Origin of the sequence: Massilia phyllosphaerae (assembly GCF_034659755.1) — a bacterium.
Lineage (GTDB): Bacteria > Pseudomonadota > Gammaproteobacteria > Burkholderiales > Burkholderiaceae_D > Telluria > Telluria phyllosphaerae.
Genome location: NZ_JAXSQX010000001.1, coordinates 1,360,974 through 1,385,448 on the forward strand (window position 1 = coordinate 1,360,974; position 24,475 = coordinate 1,385,448).

General features: G+C 66.7%; 20 protein-coding genes. 12 read left to right on the plus strand and 8 right to left on the minus strand.

What is annotated here, in order from left to right:
- The first annotated feature begins 3 nt into the window (after positions 1–3).
- Positions 4–921 (plus strand): alpha/beta hydrolase family protein, encoded by a 918-nt coding sequence (locus U1H99_RS06065; protein ID WP_323140830.1) that lies wholly within the window; start codon positions 4–6, stop codon positions 919–921.
- Between the two features lie 60 nt (positions 922–981).
- On the opposite strand, the gene U1H99_RS06070 is transcribed toward U1H99_RS06065, so the two are convergent.
- The 7 genes from U1H99_RS06070 to U1H99_RS06100 form a co-directional block, all read right to left on the minus strand.
- Positions 982–2,325, minus strand: a complete 1,344-nt coding sequence (locus U1H99_RS06070) for a chemotaxis protein CheW (RefSeq protein WP_323140831.1) — start codon at positions 2,323–2,325, stop codon at positions 982–984.
- 3 nt (positions 2,326–2,328) lie between these two features.
- Positions 2,329–4,788, minus strand: coding sequence for a methyl-accepting chemotaxis protein (locus tag U1H99_RS06075; RefSeq protein ID WP_323140832.1), 2,460 nt, complete (start codon positions 4,786–4,788; stop codon positions 2,329–2,331).
- A 289-nt stretch (positions 4,789–5,077) separates the two neighbouring features.
- Entirely contained in the window at positions 5,078–6,445 is a 1,368-nt protein-coding gene (locus U1H99_RS06080; RefSeq protein WP_323140833.1) for a sulfite reductase subunit alpha, read from the minus strand.
- On the minus strand, positions 6,442–7,482 hold the full coding sequence (locus tag U1H99_RS06085; RefSeq protein ID WP_323140834.1) for an FAD:protein FMN transferase: 1,041 nt from the start codon (positions 7,480–7,482) through the stop codon (positions 6,442–6,444). The genes U1H99_RS06080 and U1H99_RS06085 overlap by 4 nt, the downstream gene beginning before the upstream one ends.
- A gap of 25 nt (positions 7,483–7,507) precedes the next feature.
- Positions 7,508–8,302, minus strand: a complete 795-nt coding sequence (locus U1H99_RS06090) for a DUF4198 domain-containing protein (RefSeq protein ID WP_323140835.1) — start codon at positions 8,300–8,302, stop codon at positions 7,508–7,510.
- A 15-nt stretch (positions 8,303–8,317) separates the two neighbouring features.
- Positions 8,318–8,830 (minus strand): DUF2271 domain-containing protein, encoded by a 513-nt coding sequence (locus U1H99_RS06095; protein ID WP_323140836.1) that lies wholly within the window; start codon positions 8,828–8,830, stop codon positions 8,318–8,320.
- Positions 8,831–8,859: 29 nt separating this feature from the next.
- The gene (locus tag U1H99_RS06100) at positions 8,860–9,540 is read right to left on the minus strand and encodes a PepSY-associated TM helix domain-containing protein (protein ID WP_323140837.1); all 681 of its coding nucleotides are present in this window, start codon (positions 9,538–9,540) and stop codon (positions 8,860–8,862) included.
- 273 nt (positions 9,541–9,813) lie between these two features.
- On the opposite strand from U1H99_RS06100, the gene U1H99_RS06105 reads away from it, so the two are divergent.
- From U1H99_RS06105 to U1H99_RS06130, 6 genes are all read left to right on the plus strand, one after another.
- Positions 9,814–12,669, plus strand: a complete 2,856-nt coding sequence (locus U1H99_RS06105; protein WP_323140838.1) for a 2-oxoglutarate dehydrogenase E1 component — start codon at positions 9,814–9,816, stop codon at positions 12,667–12,669.
- 86 nt (positions 12,670–12,755) lie between these two features.
- A complete protein-coding gene (gene odhB / locus U1H99_RS06110; protein ID WP_323140839.1) occupies positions 12,756–14,048 on the plus strand; it encodes a 2-oxoglutarate dehydrogenase complex dihydrolipoyllysine-residue succinyltransferase in 1,293 nt (430 codons plus the stop codon).
- 95 nt (positions 14,049–14,143) lie between these two features.
- Positions 14,144–14,482 (plus strand): PspC domain-containing protein, encoded by a 339-nt coding sequence (locus U1H99_RS06115; protein ID WP_323140840.1) that lies wholly within the window; start codon positions 14,144–14,146, stop codon positions 14,480–14,482.
- Between the two features lie 35 nt (positions 14,483–14,517).
- Positions 14,518–15,951: a dihydrolipoyl dehydrogenase gene (gene lpdA, locus U1H99_RS06120; protein WP_323140841.1), complete on the plus strand. Its 1,434-nt coding sequence runs from the start codon at positions 14,518–14,520 to the stop codon at positions 15,949–15,951.
- Between the two features lie 118 nt (positions 15,952–16,069).
- Positions 16,070–17,167: a cell division protein ZapE gene (gene zapE, locus U1H99_RS06125; protein WP_323140842.1), complete on the plus strand. Its 1,098-nt coding sequence runs from the start codon at positions 16,070–16,072 to the stop codon at positions 17,165–17,167.
- A 31-nt stretch (positions 17,168–17,198) separates the two neighbouring features.
- Positions 17,199–17,879, plus strand: a complete 681-nt coding sequence (locus U1H99_RS06130; RefSeq protein ID WP_323140843.1) for a hypothetical protein — start codon at positions 17,199–17,201, stop codon at positions 17,877–17,879.
- Positions 17,880–17,930: 51 nt separating this feature from the next.
- Here the strand turns inward: U1H99_RS06130 and U1H99_RS06135 are convergent, their stop codons facing one another.
- Positions 17,931–18,722 carry a PP2C family protein-serine/threonine phosphatase gene (locus U1H99_RS06135; protein ID WP_323140844.1) on the minus strand — a complete coding sequence of 264 codons (792 nt, stop codon included), beginning with the start codon at positions 18,720–18,722 and terminating at the stop codon, positions 17,931–17,933.
- Positions 18,723–18,905: 183 nt separating this feature from the next.
- On the opposite strand from U1H99_RS06135, the gene U1H99_RS06140 reads away from it, so the two are divergent.
- The 5 genes from U1H99_RS06140 to surE all read left to right on the plus strand — a co-directional run bounded on the left by U1H99_RS06140 (position 18,906) and on the right by surE (position 24,471).
- Positions 18,906–19,106: a YdcH family protein gene (locus tag U1H99_RS06140; RefSeq protein WP_036239942.1), complete on the plus strand. Its 201-nt coding sequence runs from the start codon at positions 18,906–18,908 to the stop codon at positions 19,104–19,106.
- A gap of 128 nt (positions 19,107–19,234) precedes the next feature.
- The gene (yoaA, locus tag U1H99_RS06145) at positions 19,235–21,244 is read left to right on the plus strand and encodes a DNA repair helicase YoaA (protein WP_323141219.1); all 2,010 of its coding nucleotides are present in this window, start codon (positions 19,235–19,237) and stop codon (positions 21,242–21,244) included.
- Between the two features lie 191 nt (positions 21,245–21,435).
- A complete protein-coding gene (locus U1H99_RS06150; RefSeq protein ID WP_141833272.1) occupies positions 21,436–22,041 on the plus strand; it encodes a toll/interleukin-1 receptor domain-containing protein in 606 nt (201 codons plus the stop codon).
- A gap of 8 nt (positions 22,042–22,049) precedes the next feature.
- The gene (locus U1H99_RS06155) at positions 22,050–23,675 is read left to right on the plus strand and encodes a hypothetical protein (protein ID WP_323140845.1); all 1,626 of its coding nucleotides are present in this window, start codon (positions 22,050–22,052) and stop codon (positions 23,673–23,675) included.
- Positions 23,676–23,733: 58 nt separating this feature from the next.
- Positions 23,734–24,471, plus strand: a complete 738-nt coding sequence (surE, locus tag U1H99_RS06160) for a 5'/3'-nucleotidase SurE (protein WP_323140846.1) — start codon at positions 23,734–23,736, stop codon at positions 24,469–24,471.
- The last annotated feature ends 4 nt before the right edge of the window (positions 24,472–24,475 follow it).

Genomic DNA, 24,475 nt, shown 5'->3' on the forward strand with positions numbered 1-24,475 from the left:
CGCATGCGCCTCCAGTTTGCCGCCATCGTTCTCGCCGCCGCCGTGCTGGCCGCGCCGGCGCCGGCCGCCCCCACCGTGGCCATCCCGCGCGCCGTCGTCGCCGATCCGGCGCGCGACGCCAACTACCCGGCCGCCAACCGCCAGGTGCTGATCCTCAGCCACGGCGAAGGCATGAATGCGCTGCTGATGCGGGCGTCCGGCGCCGGGCCGAAACCGACCCTGCTGCTGCTGCACGGCCTGCCCGGCAACGAGCAGAACCTCGACCTGGCGCAGGCGATCCGGCGCGCCGGCTGGAACGTGCTGACGCTGCATTACCGTGGCAGCTGGGGTTCGCCGGGCCGCTTCTCGCTGGCCGACGCCTTCGATGACGTCGAGGTGGCGATGGATTTCCTGCGCCGACCCGACAACGCCCGCCAGTATGGCATCGACCCGGCGCGCCTGGTCGTCGCCGGCCACAGCATGGGCGGCTTCCTGGCCGCGCGCTACGCCGCCTCCCACGACGATGTGCTGGGTGCGGTGCTGATCGATCCGTGGAACGTGGGCGCCTCGGGCAAGGCGGTGCTGGCCAAACCCGAGGGCCGCCAGGATGCGATCGCGGCCATGGGCGACGATTTCGGCAACAGCCTGGCCGGCACCGATGCGGCGCGCCTGATGGCCGAAGTCGAACGCCACGCGCGCGACTGGGACCTGGTCGACGCGGCGCCGCAGCTGGCGCGCAAGCCGCTCCTGATCGTCGACGCCCAGTACGGCAACGCGGCCCAGGTGGCGCCGCTGGCGGCGGCGATCCGCTCGCGCGGCGGGCAGCTGAAGGCGGTGACGCTGGCGAGCGATCACGGGTTTGCGGATCACCGCATTGCGCTGGCGGGGGTGATGGTGGGTTGGCTGGATGGGTTGACGGTGCCGGCTGCGAAAGCCAGATAAAGCCCGGCAACATGCACGTCGCCCCTGCGAAGGCAGGGGCGACGGCTATGCGTGTGGCGCCTACGCAGCCGCCCGCGCCACCAGGTCGACAGTCCGGTAACTGGCCTGCTCGTCCCCCTCGCCGGTGGTGATGAACTCCAGCCCGCTGCCGCCGACGCCCATCCGGTACAGCGTCCCGCTGCCCGGCGGGATCATCGAATGCACGCGCCCCACCACGTAGCCGACGTGGCCGGCCGCCGCCCTGACCACCAGCACGTTGGCCGAGAGGCTGGCCGCCGCACCGCGCAGGTCGACCATCGGGATGGCGGCGCCGCGCCAGTCCATGGTGGCCGCCAGGGTGCCGGCCAGCGGCAGGATGTGCTCGATGGCGCTGAGCGGAGTCGCCCCCAGGCCGTCGGCTTCGTACACGATGTAGCCGACCGCGTTGGCGCTGCGCTGGCGTGCCGCCGTCACGGGGGCCGCTGCCGCCGTTGCCGGCTTGCTGAGTGCCGCTTCCGGGAAGCGTTCGAACAGGCGCGCGGTGTCGAGCAGGCGGACTTCGAGACCGTCGCCGTCGTACAGGGTGGCGGTCAGGCCATTATTGGCGGGCAACCCGGTCCCTTCCAGCGCGCACATCTGCAGCGCCGCGCGTACCGGCAGGCCGAGCGCGAGGCCGCCGTGTTCGATCACGGCCAGCAGGCGCTCGCTGCCGGCCTCGAACGGTCCGTCGATCAGTGCGCCGGCAGGGAGCACCGGCAGGTGGCGGCCGCGCCAGATGCAGTAGGCGCTGTCGATGCCGCCGCCGAAGCGTTCCAAAGGTGGCATCGGCATCACTTCGGGCAGGTCGCCCGGCATCACGGCCAGCCGGCCGTGGCCGGTCTGCAGCAGCGCCCAGGTGTGGCCGGCGCGGGCGGAAGCGGGGCCGGCCACTGCCGGAGCCGCGGCGATCACCTCGTCGACCTGGCTCCAGGCCGCCGCCAGGTCGGCCAGGCGGCCGACTTCGAGCAGGCTCAGGATACGGCCGTCGTCGGGCGAGCGCAGCGCGGTGTGGAACACGTCTTCCGGGTTGTCGTCGTGGTGCAGGCGCGTCAGCAGGTGCGGCGCCACGTCGAGCAGGCCGCCCACGGCATCGACCTGAAGGCCAATTGTGCGTCCACCTTCGTGCAGCACCAGGATGCGCGCATCCTGTGCGTTGGCGGCGGCCGCGGTCCCGGTTTCGACCCAGCGCGCCAGGTCGACCACCGGCACCAAAGTGCCTGCATGCTCGACCACGCCGCGCAGCGCGCCCTGGCGGCGCGGCAGGAAGGCTGGGGTGTCGGGCAGCGCGATCGCCTGCACCACCGCTTCTACCGGGATGCCGAGGTGGGTCGCGCCGATGCTGGCCTGCGCCAGGCGCAGCTTGGTGGCAGGCGGGGTAGGGACCATGCGTCAGCGCTCCGTCGCAATGCTTTCCAGTTCGTTCAGCAGCTTCGAGACGTCGCGCGTGGCGCTGGCCTGTTCGCTGGTCGAGGCGTGGATCTGGCTGATCGAGGTGCTGGTCGCGCCGACCGAATGCACGATGCGTTCGAACGCATGCTCGACCTCGCCCGCCAGGCGGGTGCCGTCGCCGACCCGGCTGACGGTCTCGTTGATCAGCTTCGAGATCTCGCGCGCCGCCAGCGCCGATTTCTCGGCCAGCTTGCGCACCTCGTTGGCGACCACCGAGAAGCCGTTGCCGTGCTCGCCGGCACGCGCCGCCTCGATCGCTGCATTGAACGCCAGCAGGTGGGTCTGGCTGGCGATCTCGCTGATGGTCTCGATGATGTCGTGCACGTCGGCGGACGACTTCTGGATCGCCAGCATCGCGTCCTTCGAGCGGTCCAGCAGCTTGCTGCCTTCGGTGGCGTCGGCCTGGGTCCGGGTCGCCATGCCGGCCGATTGCTGGGCGCCGGCGGCGATCGCGCCGATCGACTGCGACAGCTCGCCCAGCACGCCGGAGATCGCCTTGACCTTGGCGCTGACCAGCTCCTCGCGGTGCACCTGCTCGGTGACGTCCATCGCGAACTTCACCACTTTATAGGGCTTGCCGTTGACGTCGAGGATCGGGTTGTAGGTGGCCACGATCCAGATGTCGGCATCGTGCTTGCCGCGGCGCTTGAAGCGGCCGGACTGGAACTGGCCCTGGCCCAGGTTGGCCCAGAAGTGGCGGTAAGTGGCGCTCTTGACCAGTTCGGGCTCGCAGAACATGCTGTGGTGCTGCTTGAGCACTTCTTCTTCGGCGTAGCCCATCGTGCGCAGGAAGTTGTCGTTCACCGACAGCACGTTGCCGCGCATGTCGAACTCGATCACGGCCTGCGAGCGCCCGATCGCATCCAGCTGGCCGCGGCTCTCGGCCGACAGCGCCTTCTGGCGGGTGACGTCGGTGGCGAACTTGACGATCTTGACCGGCTTGCCTTCGGCGTCGAAGATCGGGTTGTACGAGGCCAGGATCCAAATTTCCTTGCCGCCCTTGCCGACGCGGCGGTATTCGCCGGCGTCGAATTCGCCGCGCCCGAGGCGGTCCCAGAAGGCCAGGTATTCCGGCGAATGCGCGAAGGCCGGGTCGCAGAACATGCGGTGGTGCTGGCCGCGGATCTCGTCGAGGCCGTAGCCCATCGTGTCGAGGAAATTCTGGTTCGCACCCAGCACCTTGCCCTGCAGGTCGAACTCGATCACGGCCTGCACGCGGTCGATCGCCTGCATCTTGCCTTCGTAGTCGGCGTTGCGCGCCTTGACGGCAGTGACGTCGGTGGCGAACTTGACCACCTTGAACGGTTTGCCGTCGGCGTCCAGGATCGGGTTGTAGGTGGCCTGGATCCAGACCGGGTGCCCGTCCTTGGCGATGCGCTTGAATTCGCCGGCGTGGAATTCGCCGCTGCCGAGGTGCTTCCAGAACGCGCGGTATTCGTGCGAGCGGGCATACACCGGGTCGCAGAACATCGCGTGGTGCTGGCCGACGACGTCGTCGAGCGCGTAGCCGAGGGTGTCGAGGAAGTTCTGGTTGGCGTGCAGGATGCGGCCTTCGAGGTCGAACTCGATCACGGCCTGGGCACGGTCGATGGCCGCCATGCGGCCTTCGAAGTCGGCGTTGCGCAGCTTGCGGGCGCTGATGTCGGTGGCGTACTTGATGACCTTGAACGGCTTGCCGTCGGGGCCGAACACCGGATTGTAGGAGGCGTTGATCCAGACGTCGCGGCCGGACTTGTGGCGGCGCTTGAACTGGCCCGAATGCAGTTCGCCGCTCGCCAGGCGCGACCAGAAGGCGGCGTACTCGGGCGTGCCGGCGAAGACCGGATCGCAGAACATGGCGTGGTGCTGGCCTTCGATCTCGTCCAGCGTGTAGCCCATCACCGCCAGGAAGTTGTCGTTGGCGTGCACGATGCGGCCGTTGAGGTCGAACTCGATCACGGCCTGGGCGCGGTTGATGGCGTCGATCTTGGCGGCATTGTCGGCGCTTTGCAGCTTGGCGGCGGTGATGTCGGTGGCGAACTTGATGATCTTGACCGGCTTGCCTTCGCCGTCGAAGACCGGGTTGTAGGACGCCTGCAGCCAGACCGGGAAACCGTGCTTGTCGATGCGCATGAACTCGCCGCTGCTCGGCTGGCCGCTGGCGAGGGCCTGCCAGAAGGCCTGGTAGCCGTCCGAATTGGCGAACTCGTCGGTGCAGAACATGCGGTGGTGCTGGCCCGCGATCTCGGCGCGGGTATAGCCCATCGCATCCAGGAAGTTCTGGTTGGCCAGGATGATGTTGCCTTGCAGGTCGAATTCGACCACGGCCTGGACGCGGTTGATGGCGTCGAGGGCGGCCAGCGCCAGTTCCTGCCGGATGTCGGCAGGCTGGGAGGAAATCGGATCGGCGGAAGTTCGCATCAATTTATCGGAAATAAGCATAAGTGTCCCTGCGCATGCATGGCGATGGCTGCCATGCCCCATTTGTTCTTGTGGTTGTGAGTCAGTCCCGGCCCGCAATGCCTGCGGGCCGTGCACCCATGTGTCGTCAATGCGGGTGCATGCATGGTGCTGCCGAATCGGTTACTGGCTGTTCGACCGGAAGAAGTAGGTCGAACAGTTGACTGGCAGTTTAATCAATTTCCATGTGGAAATGGAAAAATTATTTCAATCGTGCAGGTAGGAACAAACAATAATGACGAATCTGTCGTCAATACACATCGCGCCGGTAGCGTCCGTCGGTGACCAGCTGTTCCAGCGTGGCGGCGCCGAGGATTTCCGTGAGCGCTTCGTGCACGCCGCCGGCCATGCCCTGCAGGCTGCCGCAGACATAGATGGCGGCGCCGCGTTCGATCCAGTTGAGGACCAGTGTCGCCTGGTCGCGCAGCAAATGCTGGACGTAATGGCGATCCTTGCCGTCGGGGCCGGCGCGGTCGCGCGAAAAGGCGAGGTCGATGCGCTGCAGCCAGCCCGCATCCTGCCAGCCCAGCAGCTCTTCGCGCAGCAGGAAGTCGTGGCGGATCTGGCGTTCGCCGAACAGCAGCCAGTTGGCGTGCTCGCCGGCGTGGATACGCGCTTTCAGCAGCGCGCGCAGGCCGGCCAGTCCGCTGCCGTTGCCGATCGCAATCAAGGGACGGCGCGCGTTGGCGCCGAGGCGGAAGCGTTCGTGCGCGCGCACGCGCAGCTGGACCGGGTCGCCGCCGTCGATGCCGGTGGCGGCGTCCTGGCACAGCCAGCCCGAGGCCGCGCCCGGGGTGCCGTCCTCCCTGCGCTGCAGGCGGACCAGCAACTCGAGCCGGCCTTCGGCGGGCAGCGAGGCGATCGAGTATTCGCGCGGGTGTTCCGGATCAAACGGCGCGCTGACCTGGGCCAGGTCGCCGGCTTCCCAGTCGGGCAGGGCGCCGTCGGCCGGCACCAGCGCCAGCCGGTACAGCGGCGCGCCGCTGCTGCCCGGATTGAGCAGCTGGCGCTCACCGATGCGCCATTCGCCATAGGCCGGCGCCGCCCAGTCGGGGGCGTCCGCGGTGCCGGCCAGGCGGCCGACGTGGTGCTGCCACTCGGCCAGCGCGGCGGCGCTGTTCTTATCGACGTCGATGCGCTCGAACAGGCGGGTGGCGCCTTGTTTTGCCAGCCAGGCGTCGAGCGCGCGGCCGAAGCCGCAGTAATTGATGTAGTTGTCGTCGCCCAGCGCCAGCACGGCGTAGTGCAGGTGGCCGAGGTCGACCTTCCTGGCCATCAGGCGGGCGGCGAAACGCGCCGCCACGTCGGGGGCGTCGCCTTCGCCGTAGGTGCTGGCGACGAACAGGATATTGGTGGCGCCGGCCAGCGCCGCCTCGTCGAGCCTGGAGATGCAGGCGGCGCGCGCCTGCAGGCCGCCGGTGGCGATGGTCGCGGCGGTGTGCCTGGCCAGGGTCTCGGCGTTGCCGGTCTGGCTGGCATGCACCACCAGCCAGTCGGCCGTGGCGGCGTTGCCGTTGGCGGCGCGCTGCGCGTACCAGGTGCGCAGGCTCAGCGCCAGCCAGCCGGCCGACAGCAACAGGGCGCCGCCCCAGCGCAAGGGTTCGGTGGTGATCATCATTGCAACAGGGCGCGCCAGGCGGAAGAGGTGATGGCGCTGAGGCCGGTATCGGCCGTGGCGGCGCGCACCAGGAAGCGGGCGGCGATGCCGTCGCGCTCGGCCAGCGCCAGGCCGTCCCGCGGCCCCAGCACGGTGAGGGCGGTGGACAGGGCATCGGCCGCCATGCAGGTGGGGGCGATCACGGTGCAGGAGGCGACGCCGTTGGCGATCGGCCGGCCGCTGCGCGGATCGAGCGTATGCGAGATGCGGCCGCCGGCCTGCTGCCGGTAGAAGCGCCGGTAGTCGCCCGAGGTGGCCACCGCCAGCCCGTGCAGGGCCAGCAGGGGCTGTTCGGTGGCTGCGGCCGCAGCATCGGTATCGGCAGCGGCGTCGGGCACGCCTTCGATTTCGACCCACCACGGCTGGCCGTCGCCCTTGACACCGGCGCCGCGCAGTTCGCCGCCGGCTTCGACCAGGTAGTGGCGGATGCCCAGCCGCTCGAGGTACAGCGCCAGCCGGTCCACCGCATGGCCCTTGGCCACGGCCGACAGGTCGAGCACGGCGCCGCCCGGCTGCAGCAGGCGCCGGCCTGCGCGGTCCAGTAGCGGCTGGGCATGGCGGCGTCGCGCCAGCACGGCGCCGATGGCCTGCGCGTCCGGCGCGTAGAAGCCGGCCTGGTCGTAGCGCTTGGTGGCCCCGAAGCCCCACAGGTCGACCAGCGCACCGGCCGCCGGGTCGTAGGCGCCGCCGCTGGACTGCCGCACCGACAGCGCGTAGTCGATCACCTCGAAGAAGGGCGAGGGCAGATCATGCCAGCTGCCGGCCGGGGCGCGGTTGTAGCGCGACAGCAGCGAGTCCGGTTCCCAGTGGCTCATCTGGGCCACCACGAGGTCCAGCTCGGCCTGCAGCGCCGGCGCCAGTTCGGCATCGGCGCCGCCGGGCAGCATCAGGCGCGCCGACCAGGCGCTGCCCATGGCGGTACCGGACAGCGCCAGGGGGCGGCTGCCGGGCGGCGGTGGGCTGGGGTCGATGGCGAGTGGAACCAGGACTTGACGCATGAGGACTTCGGGCATGCCGCTCTATTTACTCCGGTAGGATCTCGAGCGTGGCCGAATAGCTGTAGCGCTTGGCGGGACCATCGGGGCCGCGTGGCGCATCGGCCGGATAGGCGGCGCTCAGCCAGTACATGTTCGGCGCCGGCAGCGTGAAGCTGGCTTCGCCGTTGGCGTCGGTGCTGAGGCGCACTTCGTTGGCGGTGCCGCGGTACTTGACGCCGCCCGGGACCAGGCTGAACGGGAAGTTGGCCAGCGGTTTGCCGTCCAGCAGGAAGCGGAACTTGGCCCGTTCGCCGGCATGCAGCTCGTTCGGGTGGGTGAGCGGCACCATTTCCAGGCCGCTGCCGACCGGCTTCAGGGCGCCGCTGCTGGTCTTGTTGCGGGTGACGAAGGTGTCCTGGCGCTGGACCATGGTGGTGGTCTTGACGTCGGTGGCCCCGGCCGGGGCCTCGGGCTGGCCGCCGCGGCCGAAGCGCTTGGTCTCGCCGTTCAGCTTATAGGTGCCCATGACGTTGGTCGCGGCCAGCGTAAAGCGGTAGGTGCCGTCCTTGGGCAGCTGGACGTCGACCGTGGAGCGGTGCTTGCCGACGCTCGGCGCCGGTGCCTGGCTGGTCGTGCCGTCCGGGGCGATGACGGTCAGGCCTTCCATGCGCAGGGGCATGTGGTCGACGTCGAACAGGCCTTCCGAGACGGCGCCGTCGATCGTGACCCAGGTCTCGCGGTCGGATTCGATCAGGGTCTGGGTCGGCACCATCCATGGACGGTGGGCGTGGGCGGAAAAGGCGGCGCCGGCCAGGGCCAGCACGATGACGATTTTCTTCATGAGGCGTCTCCTGAGTTATTGGACGGCGATCGATACCGCGCCCAGCTCTTCCTTGCCGGTCGCGGAGGCGGCCAGCTTGCCCTTGGCCGGCCAGGTGAAGGGCACGCGCACCAGTTCGCGGCCGCCGGATTCGCGCGCGGCTTCGATGACCAGCTTGTAGTCGCCGGCCGGCAGTTTATCCAGGCCATACTTGGCGCCGGCGAAGGTCAGGGTCTGGGTGCCGGCGGCGCGGGTGGCGCCGGACACGCCGTCGATCGGCAGCTGGCTGTCGCGCCCGGCCTTGCGCCACCAGGTGCGCAGGTCCTTGACCCACTTCTCGCCGGCGTTGTTGGGCTTCTTGACGTCGTATAGCACGGCAAGAGTAGAAGCGACAGTCTGGTCGGCGCGCTCGACCCAGATCGCGACATAGGGCTTGTGGTACTCGGCCACGTTCAGCTGGGGCAGGTCGAACTTGACGGTCAGGTCGGCAGCCATGGCGCCGCCGGAGACGAGCGGCAGGGTCAGGGCGAGCGTGCGGGACAGTTTCATGGATCGCTTTCTCGGTAAGTGTATTTATATTAGTGAACGAACAGCAGGGCCAGCACGATCGGCAGCACGATGCCGAAGCCGATCACGGGCCAGGTCGACGGCCGGTTGGCCGCGTGGTATTTCATGATCAGGAAACCGGTGATGCAGAACACCAGGCAGGCGATCGCGAAGATGTCGATGAACCAGCTCCACACGGTGCCGGCGTTGCGGCCCTTGTGCATGTCGTTCAGCCAGGAAATCCAGCCGCGGTCGGTCTTTTCGTATTCGGCCTGGCCATCCGCGCCGATGCGTAGCCAGGCGTCGCCGCCGGGGCGGGGCAGGGCCACGTAGGCGTCTTCCTCGCTCCATTCGGCGCGCACGCCGCGCACCTCGACCGGGAAGGAGCGTTCGGCCCAGTCGGCCAGAGCGGCCGGCAGCGGCAGCTTGGCGTCCGCATGTTCGGTGGCGAAGGCTTCGAGTTCTTTCTGCAGCGCCGGCGGCAAGGCCGCCTTCAGGCGCGTCACGCTCGGCTTGGCTTCGATCTGTGCCGCATGGTTCAGCGTGAAGCCGGTCACGCTGAACAGCAGCATGGCCATCAGGCAGATGGCGGAACTGATCCAGTGCCACTGGTGCAGCTGGCGCAGGAAGACGGCACGGCGCGCGCCCGGCAAAGTCGGCGTATCCTGTTCGGGTGCGGCAGCGGATGCCTGCGTGGGCGTGGATGAGCTCATGGGTAAATGATAACGATTATCATTTAGATGGTCAACCGTCACATATGGCAACAAATTATGTGTCTGCGGTGTCTGCCTGACTTCACTGCTTGCGTTACAATACCGTGCGCAAAATGGGTAGCAGGCTGTTGATCCTTTCGCTGCTTTATTGCGTCGTAAAGTCCTTCCCCCACAACTTGAGTAGTAGTGCGATCCGCTAACCGGTCAGGCCGTGTCGCGGAAGGTTAGATAACCCGCCCTAAGTTCGCGAAACGCGAAGAAAGGTGAGCAAGAATGATGCAACAATATAACGCCAACTCCTACCTGTTCGGCGGTAACGCGCCGTATGTGGAAGAGTTGTACGAAGCGTACCTGAGCAATCCGGGTTCGGTTCCGGACAACTGGCGCGCTTACTTCGACGCCATGCAGCACATGCCTGCCGTCGACGGTTCCGCCAAGCCGGACGTGGATCACTCGTCCGTGATCGCCTCCTTCGCCGAGCGCGCCAAGCAGGGCCCGATCCGCACCGTGACCGCATCGCCCGACGCTGAACTCGGCCGCAAGCGCGTCGCCGTGACCCAGCTGATCGCCGCCTACCGCTACCTCGGTTCGCGCTGGGCCAACCTGGACCCGCTGCAGCGCCAGGAACGTCCGCCGATCCCGGAGCTGGACCCCGCCTTCTACGGCTTCACCGAAGCCGACCTCGACACCAAATTCAATATCAGCAACACTTATTTCGGCAAGGACGACGCATCGCTGCGCGACCTGCTGAACATGTTGCGCGATACCTACTGCCGTTCGATCGGCGCTGAATTCATGTACGTCAGCGACCCGACCGAAAAGCGCTGGCTGCAGGAAAAGCTGGAATCGATCCGCTCGACCCCGGCCTTCACCGCCGAAAAGAAAAAGCACATCCTCGAGCGCCTGACCGCGGCCGAAGGCCTGGAACGCTACCTCCACACCAAGTACGTCGGCGCCAAGCGCTTCTCGCTGGAAGGCGGCGAATCCTTCATCGCCTCGATGGACGAAGTGATCCAGCGCGCCGGTGAGCAGGGCGTGCAGGAAATCGTCATCGGCATGGCCCACCGCGGCCGCCTGAACGTGCTGGTCAACACCCTGGGCAAGGCCCCGGGCGACCTGTTCGAGGAATTCGAAGGCAAGCACGCCGACGACCTGCCGTCCGGCGACGTGAAATACCACCAAGGCTTCTCGAGCGACATCTCGACCCCGGGCGGCCCGGTCCACCTGTCGCTGGCGTTCAACCCGTCGCACCTGGAAATCGTCAACCCGGTCGTCGAAGGCTCGGTCAAGGCGCGCATGGAGCGTCGCGGCGACCGCCTGGGCAAGGAAGTGCTGCCGATCCTGGTGCACGGCGACGCCGCCTTCGCCGGCCAGGGCGTGGTCATGGAAACCCTGAACCTGGCCCAGACCCGCGGCTACGGCACCGGCGGTACCGTCCACCTGGTCATCAACAACCAGATCGGCTTCACCACCTCCGACCCGCGCGATGCGCGCTCGACCCTGTATTGCACCGACGTCGTCAAGATGATCGAGGCACCGGTGCTGCACGTGAACGCCGACGATCCGGAAGCCGTCGTGCTGGCCACCCAGATCGCGATGGACTACCGCACCGAGTTCCACAAGGACGTGGTGGTCGACATCATCTGCTACCGCAAGCTGGGCCACAACGAGCAGGATACCCCGGCCCTGACCCAGCCGCTGATGTACAAGAAGATCGCCAAGCACCCGGGCACCCGCAAGATGTACGCGGACAAGCTGGCTGCGCAGAACACCATCGCCGCCGACGGCGGTGACCAGCTGGTCGCCGAATACCGCGCCGCGATGGACGCCGGCAAGCACACCACCGACCCGGTGCTGACCGACTTCAAGAACAAGTACGCCGTCGACTGGGCGCCGTTCCTGAACAAGAAGTGGACCGACGCCGCCGACACCGCAGTGCCGCTGACCGAGCTGAAACGCCTGGCCCAGCGCATCACCACCGTGCCGGAAAACTTCAAGCTGCACTCGCTGGTCGAGAAGGTGCTGGGCGACCGCGCGAAGATGGGCCAGGGCGAGATGAACCTCGACTGGGGCATGGGCGAACACCTGGCCTACGCATCGCTGCTGGCCTCGGGCTACGCCGTGCGCCTGTCGGGCCAGGATGCCGGCCGCGGCACCTTCGTGCACCGCCACGCCGTACTGCACGACCAGAACCGCGAGCGCTGGGACCAGGGCATCTACCTGCCGCTGGCCAACGTCCAGGAAAACCAGGCCAACTTCACCGTGATCGACTCGGTGCTGTCGGAAGAAGCGGTGCTGGGCTTCGAATACGGCTACTCGACCGCCGAACCGAACACCCTGACCATCTGGGAAGGCCAGTTCGGCGACTTCGTCAACGGTGCCCAGGTCGTGATCGACCAGTTCATCGCCTCCGGCGAAGTGAAGTGGGGCCGCGCTTCGGGCCTGGTGCTGATGCTGCCGCACGGCTACGAAGGCCAGGGTCCGGAGCACTCGTCGGCACGTATCGAGCGCTTCCTGCAGCTGTGCGCCGACCACAACATGCAAGTCGTGCAGCCGACCACCGCCGCCCAGATCTTCCACCTGCTGCGCCGCCAGATGGTGCGCCAGTTCCGCAAGCCGCTGGTGATCTTCACGCCGAAGTCGCTGCTGCGTAACAAGGACGCCGGCTCGGCCCTGACCGACCTGGCCAAGGGTGGTTTCCAGACCGTGATTCCGGAACTGGACGACAAGATCGACGCCAACAAGGTCAAGCGCGTGATCGCCTGCTCGGGCAAGGTCTACTACGACCTGGTCAATGCACGCAAGACGCGCGGCGTCAGCGACACCGCCATCATCCGTATCGAGCAGCTGTACCCGTTCCCGCACAAGGCATTCGGCGCCGAACTGAAGCGCTACCCGAACGCCACCGAAGTGGTGTGGGCGCAGGACGAGCCGCAAAACCAGGGTCCGTGGTTCCAGATCCAGCACAACCTGTTCGAAAGCATGGAAGCAGGCCAGCGCCTGGCCTATGCCGGCCGTCCGGCTTCCGCAGCGCCTGCCGTCGGTTACGCCGACAAGCACATCGCGCAGCAGAAGGAACTGCTGGATACCGCGTTCTCGAAACTCAAGGGTTTCATCCTGACCAAGTAATTTACGGCTCGTCCGAATGACCCCGTGCTGCATGTGGAGCACATACGGCACGGGGTTTTTACCGCACAAATATTGGAGTTTTCTAAATGGCACAAATCGAAGTCAAGGTCCCCCAGCTGTCGGAATCGGTCGCAGAAGCGACCCTGCTGTCGTGGCACAAGAAGGTCGGCGAATCCGTTTCGCGCGACGAGAACATGATCGACATCGAGACCGACAAGGTGGTCCTGGAACTGCCGGCACCGTCCGCCGGCGTGATCGTGCAGCTGATCAAGGCCGACGGCGCCACCGTCGTTGCCGGTGAAACCATCGCGATCATCGATACCGAAGCCTCGGCCCAGACCAGCCCGATCTCGATCACCGCCGCGCCGGTCGCCAATGCCCCGGCTGCCGCTGCCGCACCGCATTCGACCCCGGCCGCTACCGGCGGTTCCAAGTCCGACGTCGCCATGCCGGCCGCCGCCAAGATCCTGGCCGACAACAACCTGAGCACTTCGGATGCCAGCGGCACCGGTCGTGACGGCCGCGTGACCAAGGGCGACGCCCTGGCCGCCGTCGCCAACAAGCCTGCCGGCGCCGCTGCGCCTGCACCGGCCGCACCGGCACCGCTGCAGCAGCAGGCACCGAAGGCAGCGTTGCCGCAAGTCGCTGCCCAGGCTGCAAGCCCGGCCAACCTGGGCGACCGTCCGGAAGAGCGCGTGCCGATGAGCCGCCTGCGCGCCCGTATCGCCGAGCGCCTGCTGCAGTCGCAATCGACCAACGCCATCCTGACCACCTTCAATGAAGTCAACATGAAGCCGGTCATGGACTTGCGCGCCAAGTACAAGGACAAGTTCGAGAAAGAGCACGGCGTCAAGCTGGGCTTCATGTCCTTCTTCGTCAAGGCCGCCGTTGCCGCACTGAAGAAGTACCCGATCGTCAACGCGTCGGTCGACGGTAACGACATCATCTACCACGGCTACTTCGACATCGGTATCGCCGTCGGCTCGCCGCGTGGCCTGGTGGTGCCGATCCTGCGCAACGCCGACCAGATGTCGATCGCCGACATCGAGAAGAAGATCGGCGAATTCGGCCAGAAAGCCAAGGACGGCAAGCTGACTCTGGAAGACCTGACCGGCGGCACCTTCTCGATCTCGAACGGCGGCACCTTCGGTTCGATGCTGTCGACCCCGATCATCAACCCGCCGCAGTCGGCGATCCTGGGCGTGCACGCGACCAAGGACCGTGCCGTGGTCGAGAACGGCGAGATCGTGATCCGTCCGATGAACTACCTGGCCATGTCCTATGACCACCGCATCATCGACGGCCGCGAAGCCGTGCTGGCCCTGGTGGCGATGAAGGACGCGCTGGAAGATCCGTCGCGCCTGCTGCTCGACCTGTAATCACCGGGAGATCGGGCCGAAGGCCCGGTCAATCCCCGTCGGCCAGGGCGTTGCAACCTGGTCGGTTCGTTCGCTGTTCGATGGAGGGAGTCACCATGATTGCCGATGAAATCAAGCGTTTGCACGAACTGCACCAGGCCGGCGCCCTGACCGATGCCGAATTCGAACAGGCCAAGGCGAAGATCCTGTCGTCGGCCAACGTCCGCCTGGACAAGGCCAGCAGCACGGCGGGCGCCGGCAGCTTCGGCGCCGAACTGAATGCCCTGCGCCGCTCGCGCACCGACCGCTGGCTGAGCGGCGTGTGCGGCGGCCTGGCGCGGGCCTCGGGTGTCGATGCGTGGGTGTGGCGGCTGGTATTCGTGCTGTTCACCCTCACATTCGGATTTGGCGCGGTGATTTATGTGTTGTTGTGGATTTTCGTTCCAGAAGAATAATTTCCCGCTAGATCGGGAACACAAGGAAACAATTGATGAGCACCGAAAAACAATTTGACGTCGTCGTGATCGGCGGCGGCCCCGGCGGATATGTGGCTGCCATCCGTGCAGCGCAGCTGGGCTTCAAGGTCGCCTGTATCGACGAGGCGCAGAATGCCAAGGGCGGTCCGGCCCTGGGCGGCACCTGCACCAACGTCGGCTGCATCCCGTCGAAGGCGCTGCTGCAGTCGTCCGAGCACTTCGAGCACGCCGGCCATGCGTTCAAGGAGCACGGCATCAACGTGCAGGGCCTGCAACTCGACCTGGGCCAGATGCTCAAGCGTAAGGACGGCGTGGTCAAGGCCAACAACGACGGCATCGTCTACCTGTTCAAGAAGAACAAGGTCACCTTCTTCCACGGCCGCGGCACCCTGGCCGGCAAGGCTGGCGAAGGCTTCACCGTCAACGTCACCGGTCCGGCCACCGACACCCTGACCGCGAAGAACGTGATCGTCGCCACCGGCTCGAACCCGCGCGAACTGCCGGGCGCACCGTTCGACGAGAAGATCATCCTGTCGAACACCGGCGCGCTGGCCATCGATGCCGTCCCGGGCAAGCTGGGCGTGATCGGCGCCGGCGTGATCGGCCTGGAAATGGGTTCGGTCTGGCGCCGCCTGGGCGCCGACGTCACCGTGCTGGAAGGCCTGCCGGCCTTCCTGGGCGCGGTCGACCAGCAGATCGCCAAGGAAGCGCAGAAGGCCTTCACCAAGCAGGGCCTGGCGATCCACCTGGGCGTCAAGATCGGCGCGATCACCAATCGCGGCAATGACGTCACCGTCGAGTACAGCGACGCTGCCGGCACCGCGCAGACCGCCACCTTCGACCGCCTGATCGTCTCGATCGGCCGCGTGCCGAATACCAACGGCCTGGGCTTCGAGTCGGTCGGCCTGCAGCTCGACGAGCGCGGCTTCATCGCCGTCGACGACGAGTGCCGTACCGGCGTGCCGGGCATCTGGGCAGTGGGCGACGTCGTGCGCGGCCCGATGCTGGCGCACAAGGCGGAAGAAGAGGGCGTCGCGGTTGCCGAGCGCATCGCCGGCCAGCATGGCCACGTCAACTTCAACACCATTCCGTGGGTGATCTACACCTCGCCGGAAATCGCCTGGGTTGGCCGCACCGAAGAGCAGCTCAAGAAGGATGGCGTGGCCTATAAAGCCGGCACCTTCCCGTTCATGGCCAACGGCCGTGCGCGCGCGCTGGGCGACACCACCGGCATGGTGAAAGTCATCGCCGATGCCGCGACCGACGAGATCCTGGGCGTGCACATCGTCGGCCCGGTCGCTTCCGAGCTGATCTCGGAAGCCGTGGTCGCGATGGAGTTCAAGGCTTCGGCCGAAGACATCGCCCGCATCTGCCACGCGCACCCGACCCTGTCGGAAGCCACCAAGGAAGCCGCGCTGGCCGTCGACAAGCGTTCGCTGAACTTCTAAGCAACAGGACGGCATCTGCCGTTGTAGGGTGGGCACCCGGTGCCCACGCGGAAGCTTGCGCCATGGCCGGCGTCCGCGTGGGCACGGGTGCCCACCCTACGTTTTGATAGAACATCCCATGAATGTCCAAGAGTATTACCAGCACGCGCTGACCGAACGCGGCTTCAAGTCCGATGCTGCCCAGCAGCGCGCAGTGGATCGCCTGCAGCAGGCGTACGACGACTGGGTAAATTACAAGGCCCAGCGGTCGTCCGCTTTCAAGCGCCTGATCAACCGTCCCGACGTCCCGCAGGGCGTCTACATGTGGGGCGGGGTGGGGCGCGGCAAGTCCTTCCTGATGGACAGCTTCTATTCGGTGGTGCCAGTGGTGCGCAAGACGCGCCTGCACTTCCACGAATTCATGCGCGCCGTGCACCGTCAACTGGACGAGCTGAAGGGCGTGGAGGATCCGCTGGTCGAAGTCGCCAAGCGCATCGCCAAGAAATACCGTCTGATCTGCTTCGACGAATTCCACGTCAACGACGTCGCCGACGCGATGATCATGTACAACCTGCTGTCCAAGCTGTTCGAGTACGGCGTCTCCTTCGTGATGACCTCGAACTACGACCCGGACAAGCTGTACCCGGATGGCTTGCACCGCGACCGCATGCTGCCGACCATCGCGCTGCTGAAGGACAAGCTGGACGTGATGAACGTCGATGCCGGCATCGACTACCGCCACCGCGCGCTGGAACAGGTCGAGGCCTATTACACGCCGCTCAACGCCGCCAGCGACCACGCCCTGCGCGACGCCTATGCCAAGGTGGCCGACACCGCCGACGAAGACCCGCGCATGCGCATCGAGCAGCGCGAGATCCGCGCGCTGCGCCGTGCCGGCGGCGTGATCTGGTTCGACTTCCAGACCCTGTGCGGCGGTCCGCGCTCGCAGAACGACTACCTGGAACTGGCCAGCCGCTTCCACACCGTGATCCTGTCCGGCATCCCGCGCATGTCGGCCTCGATGTCGTCGGAAGCGCGCCGCTTCACCTGGCTGATCGACGTGTTCTACGACCACAAGGTCAAGCTCCTGATGTCGGCAGAGGTGCCGCCGGACCAGCTGTACACCCAGGGTTCGATGGCGAACGAGTTCCACCGTACCGTGTCGCGTATCATTGAGATGCAGTCGCGCGAATACATGCTGGCCGAGCGCCGCGGCGCCGCCGACGCACTGGCGTGACCGATTAACCAGGGCCCAACAAGAGGAACCGATGAAACCCGAACCGATACTGCGCAGCGCCCTCCTGGCTGCCCAGACCCTGACCTTGAGCCTGGCCCTGGCGGCCTGCGCCGGTCCCGAGCCGGTCGCGCGCGAGACGCCGCCGCCGCCGGTGACCTCGGTCGCCCAGGCCGACCAGCAGCTGGCGTCCGTGGCGCGCGAACGCGCCGCGATCGAAGCCCGCTATGCCGAGCGCGAGCGCGTCTGCTACAGCAAATTCTTCACTAACAATTGTCTCGACGAAGCCAAGGACACGCGCCGCCGCGCGCTGGCGGACCAGCGGGCGATCGAAGTCCAGGCCGCGCACTACAAGCGCCAGGCCGTGGTCGAGGAACGCGACCGCAACATGGCCGAAGCCGAGAAGCGCTTCCAGGCAGAGGAAGCACGCCTGGCCACCCAGCCGGCCAAGCCGGCACCCGCGGTGGCACCGCTGCCGGCGCCGCGCAAGTCGACCGTGCCGGCCAGGGTCGCCGAGCGCGATGCGCGCCTGCGCGAAGCCCAGCAGAAGGAAGCCGCCGGCGCCGCCAAACGCGCCGGCAACGTGCGCGCCTACGAGAAGCGCAAGGCCGAGTCGGAAGAGCGCCAGCGCCGCGTGGCCGAGCGCAAGGCGGAGAAGGCTGCCAAGGCAGCCAAAGAGGCAGAACAAAAAGCCAAGGTTGCGCAGCCGAAGTAGCAGGTAGTACCACCGCGTGGACGGGGAACCCGACTCGCCGTCCGCGTCCACCTACCCACGTGCTTGCGCGTGTCCGCCGTCGTCCAGCACCGGTTTGACCAGCTTGACGATGGCCATGCTGCAATTGCCCCACTTGCCTTGCGAGCGTTCGGCCGCCTTGTCGATCAGCATCTCGGAGGCCTGGCGCGGCGTCGCCCGCGCGGTCGCCGCGCCCAGCTCGGCATCAGTGAAGAAGTGCCACAAGCCATCCGAGCACAGCAGGAATACGTCGCCTGGCGCCAGCCCGGCATGGTGGCCGACGGTGACGAAGGGATCCTTGCGTCCATTGCCCAGTACATTCAGCAGCAGCTTGGATTTGCGATGGTTCCTGGCCGATTCGAGCGGCAGGCGGTCGCTCCCCACTAGGTGCTCGACGTAGGCGCCGTCGCCAGTGCGCGCTATGCACCTGGCGTCATGGAAGTGATACAGGCGCGAGTCGCCGACGTGCGCCCAGACCGCGTCGCCATGCGGACTCAGCACCAGGCCGACGAAGCTGGCGTGGGCCTCGGCCTGCGCCGCCACCGCGTTCATCTTGATGACGGTATGGGTCTCCTGCACGATGTCGCGCAGCACCTGCGCGAGGCGTTCGATGGACGGACGGTCGCCCGGCTTGAATTCGTCGAACACCTGTTTGGCGGTATGCAGGACCTGTTCCGAGCCGGCCGCGCCCGCCAGGCCATCGGACAGGACCGCCAGTACATAGCCCGGCGCGCGGGCGCCGCCCATCAGCGCCACCCGGTCGTTCTGCTGCGGGCGGTTGCCGAGGTGCTGCGCGGTTCCCGCTTCTATCTTGTATGAAGTCATAACGTGGCTTTCCGATACCGGCTTGCCGAACTTTGTTGGCGGCAACGCCGGGGTAGATTAAACTATGCACTGGTTTGCCCCAGTGTTGCAAGCCATTACGATATCGATGCGCGCGCTCCCCCATGCCGCGGCCCGCTGTCTTCCCACCCCTGTCTTTACTCAAACTGTCCGGAATTGCATACCATGATCGACGTCCAGGAGATCCAGCGCCGTATTATCGAACTCGACGTGGAACACCGCGATCTCGACGCCGTCATCGACATGCTGACCCGCGACGGGCATGCCGACCAGTTGCAGTTGCGTCGCCTGAAGAAGCGCAAGCTGCAACTCAAGGACCACATTACGCTGCTGAAGATGCAGTTAGTTCCGGACGTCCCTGCATAGTTTTTCTTACGTCCCTGTTTTCGTTCTAAAAAATTTTGACCGATCATCTCCCCGTGCCCGGCATCGCCGCAGGCGAACCCGTTCCTCCCGCGCCAGCGGCGCCATCGCCCGACCAGCTGCCCGAACTGATGGGCACGCAGGCGCCCGGCAAATACGACGAGGAAGTCGACCGCATCTTCGGTGCGGGCGGCCCGCTCGCGCCTGCCGTCGGGACCTTCCGTCCGCGCCAGTCGCAGACCGAAATGGCCAAGGCGATCGCCGACGCCATCGGCAAGCAGGGCACCCTGATCGCCGAGGCCGGCACCGGCACCGGCAAGACCTTCGCCTACCTGGTGCCGGCACTGTTGTGGGGCGGCAAGACCATCGTCTCGACCGGTACCAAGAACCTGCAGGACCAGTTGTTCTCGCGCGATATCCCGACCGTGCGCAACGCGCTGCGGGCGCCGGTCTCGGTCGCGCTGCTGAAGGGCCGCTCGAACTACGTTTGCCATTACAACCTGGAACGCACGCTGTCGAACGGACGCCTGACCTCGCGCGACGACGTCGGCCACCTGCGCGAAATCTCGCGCTTCATGAAGATGACCAATTCCGGCGACAAGGCGGAATTGACCAAGGTGCCGGAAACCGCATCGGTATGGAACCTGGTGACGTCGACGCGCGAGAACTGCGTCGGCCAGGAATGCCAGTACTACCAGGATTGCTTCGTGATGAAGGCGCGCCGCGAAGCCCAGCAGGCCGACGTGGTCGTGGTCAACCACCACGTGTTCTTTGCCGACGTCGCCCTGAAAGAGGGTGGCATGGGCGAGCTGCTGCCAGCCGCCAACACCATCATCTTCGACGAGGCGCACCAGCTTCCGGAAGTGGCGACCATGTTCTTCGGCACCTCGGTCTCGACCTCGCAGGTGCTGGAACTGTGCCGCGACGTGCTGGCCGAGGGCCTGGCGCATGCGCGCGGCGGCCCCGACTGGGCCAAGACCGTGATGGTGGTCGAAAAGGCGGCGCGCGACCTGCGCCTGACCTTCCCGGAAGGCAGCACCCGTCTGTCGCTGCCGCAATTGCCGCCGAGCTCGGATTTCTTCCCAGCACTGGCCAAGCTGAAGGAAGAGCTGGAAGGCCTGGTCGACGTGCTCGAGGAAAATGCCGAGCGCGCCGAGACGCTGGAGCAGTGCCGCGTGCGCGCGGTCGAGCTGCTGGAACAATATAAATCCTGGAAGAGCGAACCGAAGAAGGGCAAAGAGGTCGAGGGCGATGACGCCGTGCTGTGGGTCGAAGCCTTTGCTTCCGCGCTGCAGCTGCACAAGACCCCGCTGTCGATCGCGCCGATCTTTGCCGGCCAGCGTGCCGGCACGCCACGCAGCTGGATCTTCACCTCGGCCACGCTGGCGGTGAAGAACGACTTCAAGCATTTCAGCGCCCAGCTCGGCATGACCGGCGAGCCCGCGGTCAGCTGGCCCAGCCCCTTCGATTACCAGCAGCAGGGCATCCTGTATGTGCCGACCGGCCTGCCTGAACCGAACACCATGGGTTATACCGACGCCGTGGTCGACATGGCGCTGCCGGTCATCGAGGCCGCCGGCGGGCGCTGTTTCTTCCTGTGCACCACGCTGCGCGCGGTGAACCGGGTGGCCGAACGCCTGCGCACCGAGTTCGCCGAGCGCGGCCTCGAGTTCCCCCTGTTCGTGCAGGGCGAGCGCGGCCGCACCGAGCTGCTGAATTCCTTCCGCACCGCCGGCAACGCGGTGCTGGTCGGCAGCCAGAGTTTCTGGGAAGGCATCGACGTGCGCGGCGAGGCGCTGTCGCTGGTGATCATCGACAAGCTGCCGTTCGCGCCGCCGGACGACCCGGTGCTGGCCGCGCGCATCGAAGTGATGGAAAAGAAGGGCATGAACGGCTTCGTCCATCACACCTTGCCGGAAGCCATCATCAACCTGAAGCAGGGCGCCGGCCGCCTCATCCGCGACGTCGAGGACCGCGGCGTCCTGATGCTGTGCGATCCGCGCGTGATCAGCAAGCCGTATGGCCGCCGTATCTGGCAGAGCCTGCCGCCGTTCAGGCGGACCCGGGTGCAGTCCGACGTCATCGATTTCTTCAAGCAACCGCAGGGGTCAGAGCCCGGTTCTGACTCTCAGGGGCTCTGACCCCGGAGTTGTCGGCAGTTGCATACCGTGCGGCTGAGAACCCGGGTCAGAGCCCTTTGAAAGCAAAACCGGGCTCCGACCCCTAGTAACCTTTCCACTTGTGCCCCCACAAGATGCACCATGAATGACTTGCTAAAGTCAGCAGGTCCTGGCCTGCGGCTGACACCGGCAGGCAAAATTAAGGGGGTGCAATGGCAATTCGTTACGGCTGTTTTTTCAGCTATGCCCATGGCCGGCATGAGCTGATGCAGCGTTTCAAGGCCACGCTGGCGGATGCGCTGCGCTGCTATCTGGAACCGTATTTCGACAACGAAGACGAGCTCTTCGTCGATGTCGAGCAGCTCGGCGGCGGGGACGACCTCGACCGCAAGATCGCACGCGCAATGTGCGAGAGCGTCTGCATGGTGCTGATCTACACGCCCAAGTACGAAGCGCATGCCTACACGCGCCGCGAGTATGCGGCCATGCGCCGGCTCGAGGCCGAGCGCAGCAAGTGGTACACGCTGCCCAGCCGCCTGATCATCCCGGTCATCATGACCCAGCACCCGGATGGCCTGCCGCCCCAGATCACCGATTCGTTCTACGTCGATTTCTCGCGTTACACGATGGCGACCGCCGACCTCAAGTCGAATCCGGACTTCCTCCCGGATATCGACCGTATGGTCAAGCGTATCGTCACGCACTACCACTACCAGAAAAAAAGCATGCCCCCGGGGTACGACTGCAACCAATTCGTGCTTCCCGATGTCCCACCTCCCTGGCGCGAGAGTCCGGATCCAACCTTCCCAAAAAAATGAGGAGCCTTATGGAAACCAACCGCATCACCGGTATGTCGGCCGCCGGAGGGCCGGCCGCCGGGTCGCAGGCCATGAAGACCGGCGAGGTGACGACGTTCTATTCCTATGATAGCGCCGCCGTGCGCAGCCAGGCGCTCGCGCATGCCGGCTGGCTCCTGGCCGGCCGCAAGCACGCCCGGACGCCGGTGCTGATGATCGACTGGGACCTCGAGGGCCCCGGCCTGCACCATTATTTTCCGCGCACCCAGGACGCCGCCGCCCCCGGGCGCAGCGGCGTGCTCGAACTGTTCGAGGCCTGCCGCGACCGCCTGCGTGCGCCGGGGCGCGGCTTCGGCGACGACACCGAGGCGCTGGCCGCGCACGTGCTCGACAGCATCGACTGGGATGCCCACATCGAACGGGTAGACGATGGCCGCCCGCTGTACCTGATGCGCGCCGGCCGCTTCGACGACAGCTATGGCGAGCGCGCCGACCGGCTCGACTGGGACGCGCTGTTCTGCGCCTGCCCGGCGCTGTTCCGCAGCTTTGCCATGCACCTGAAACAGCGGTTCGTTCACGTGCTGATCGACTGCCGCAGCGGGCGCTCGGCCGCGACCAGCGTCTGCACCGCGCTGCTGGCGGACAAGATGGTCGGCCTGTTCACGCCCGACCCGCGCAGCCTCGACGGCCTGCAGGGCGTGGTCGCGCGTGCCCTCGACTACCGCTGCAGCCACGAGGACGAGCAGCGGCCGCTGCTGGTGTATCCGCTGCCGAGCCCGATCGACGCGGCCGGCGAGGCGCGCCTGCGCTGGCGCTACGGCGACGCCCATTGCCGCGACAGGGACCGGGACCGGGATGTCGGGCCAGCCGGACCCACCGGACCGGCCTACCAGCCGGCGCTGGAAAAGCTGCTGAGCGCCTGCTACGGTGTCTCCAGCGTGTCGCTCGACAGCTACCTCGACGAAGTGCAGCTGCCCCAGTCCGGCCTGGTCGGCATGGCCCTGCCGGCCGGACGCTCCCAGGTGTCCGGCGGGCGGCTCGGCCCGGTGCGCAGCATCGAGGCCCTGCTCGAATGGCTGGAGCCGGGGCACTTTCCTTGGCGTCCGCTGGCCGAGGTGCGCCTGGTTCAGGCGGTCGACGCGCTGCACGAGCGCGCCGCCGACCCCCAGGCCCCGGCCCTGGTGCGCGAGCTGGCCCGCCTGGGCCAATCCTACCTCGGGCAGCAGGGCGAACTGGAAGCGGCGCGCCGGATCGAACAGCACGTGGTCGCGTTGGAAGTAGGCTTGCATGCGATGGAGGAGGGAAAACGCGGCCATCCAGGCGTCCGCCGCGGCGCTGACGGCGTGCCCGGCAGCCAGGCCGGCGCGGCCGCAGCAGGCGCCGATGCCCTCGACGACAAGCTGTCGCGCCTGCAGGAACTGATCGACAACCGCAGTCCGCACGAGGCGCGGGCGCTGGCCGATAGCTTGCGCACCAGCATCCTGCGTCCGAGTGTGGCGCATCCGCTACGGCGGCGCGGGGCGGCCATGATCAAGCAGGTCTATTTGCAGGAAGGCGACAAGGACGCCTTGCTGGCATTCACCCAGGACGAGGTGCATTCGCTGGAAGGGGCCTTGATCCGGGCCGCCGGCGGACGGCCGCTGGTGCCCGGTTGAGCAATAAATGTGCAGCGGGGTAGATCGCTCCGAGCGTTGCTTCAGGTAAAATCGCTGCATGCGTATCCTTATCAGTAACGACGACGGCTATCTCGCCCCCGGCATCAACGCCCTGGCCGAAGCGCTCGCGGCGGTTGCCGACATTGTGGTGGTCGCTCCCGACAGCAACCGCTCGGGCGCGTCCAACTCCTTGTCGCTCGACCGTCCACTGTCGGTGTCGAAGGCTGCAAATGATTTTTATTTTGTCAATGGCACCCCGACCGACTGCGTGCACATCGCGTTGACCGGAATGCTCGACATGCGTCCCGACCTGGTCGTGTCCGGCATCAACAACGGCCAGAACATGGGCGACGACACCCTGTATTCGGGCACGGTCGCGGCCGCGACCGAAGCTTTCCTGTTCGGCATCCCGGCGATCGCGTTTTCCCAGGTCCATTCCGGCTGGGCCGAGGTGGAATCGGCGGCCAGGGTGGCGCGCGACATCGTGCTGCGCCGCTTCGACCAGGTCGAGGCGCCGTTCCTGCTCAACGTCAACATTCCCAACCTGCCGTACGAGCAGATGGGACCGCTTACCGCGACCCGCCTGGGCCGCCGCCACCAGTCGGAACCGGTGATCCGCGGCCAGGATCCGCGCGGCCGCGAAATCTTCTGGATCGGCGCGCCCGGCGCCTGCCGCGACGCCGGCGAGGGCACCGATTTCCACGCGACCGCCCAGGGCCGGGTCTCGGTCACCCCCCTGCAAGTCGACCTGACCCACCGCGAGCAGCTGGCGCTGCTGCGGAGCAGCCTGGGATGAGCCA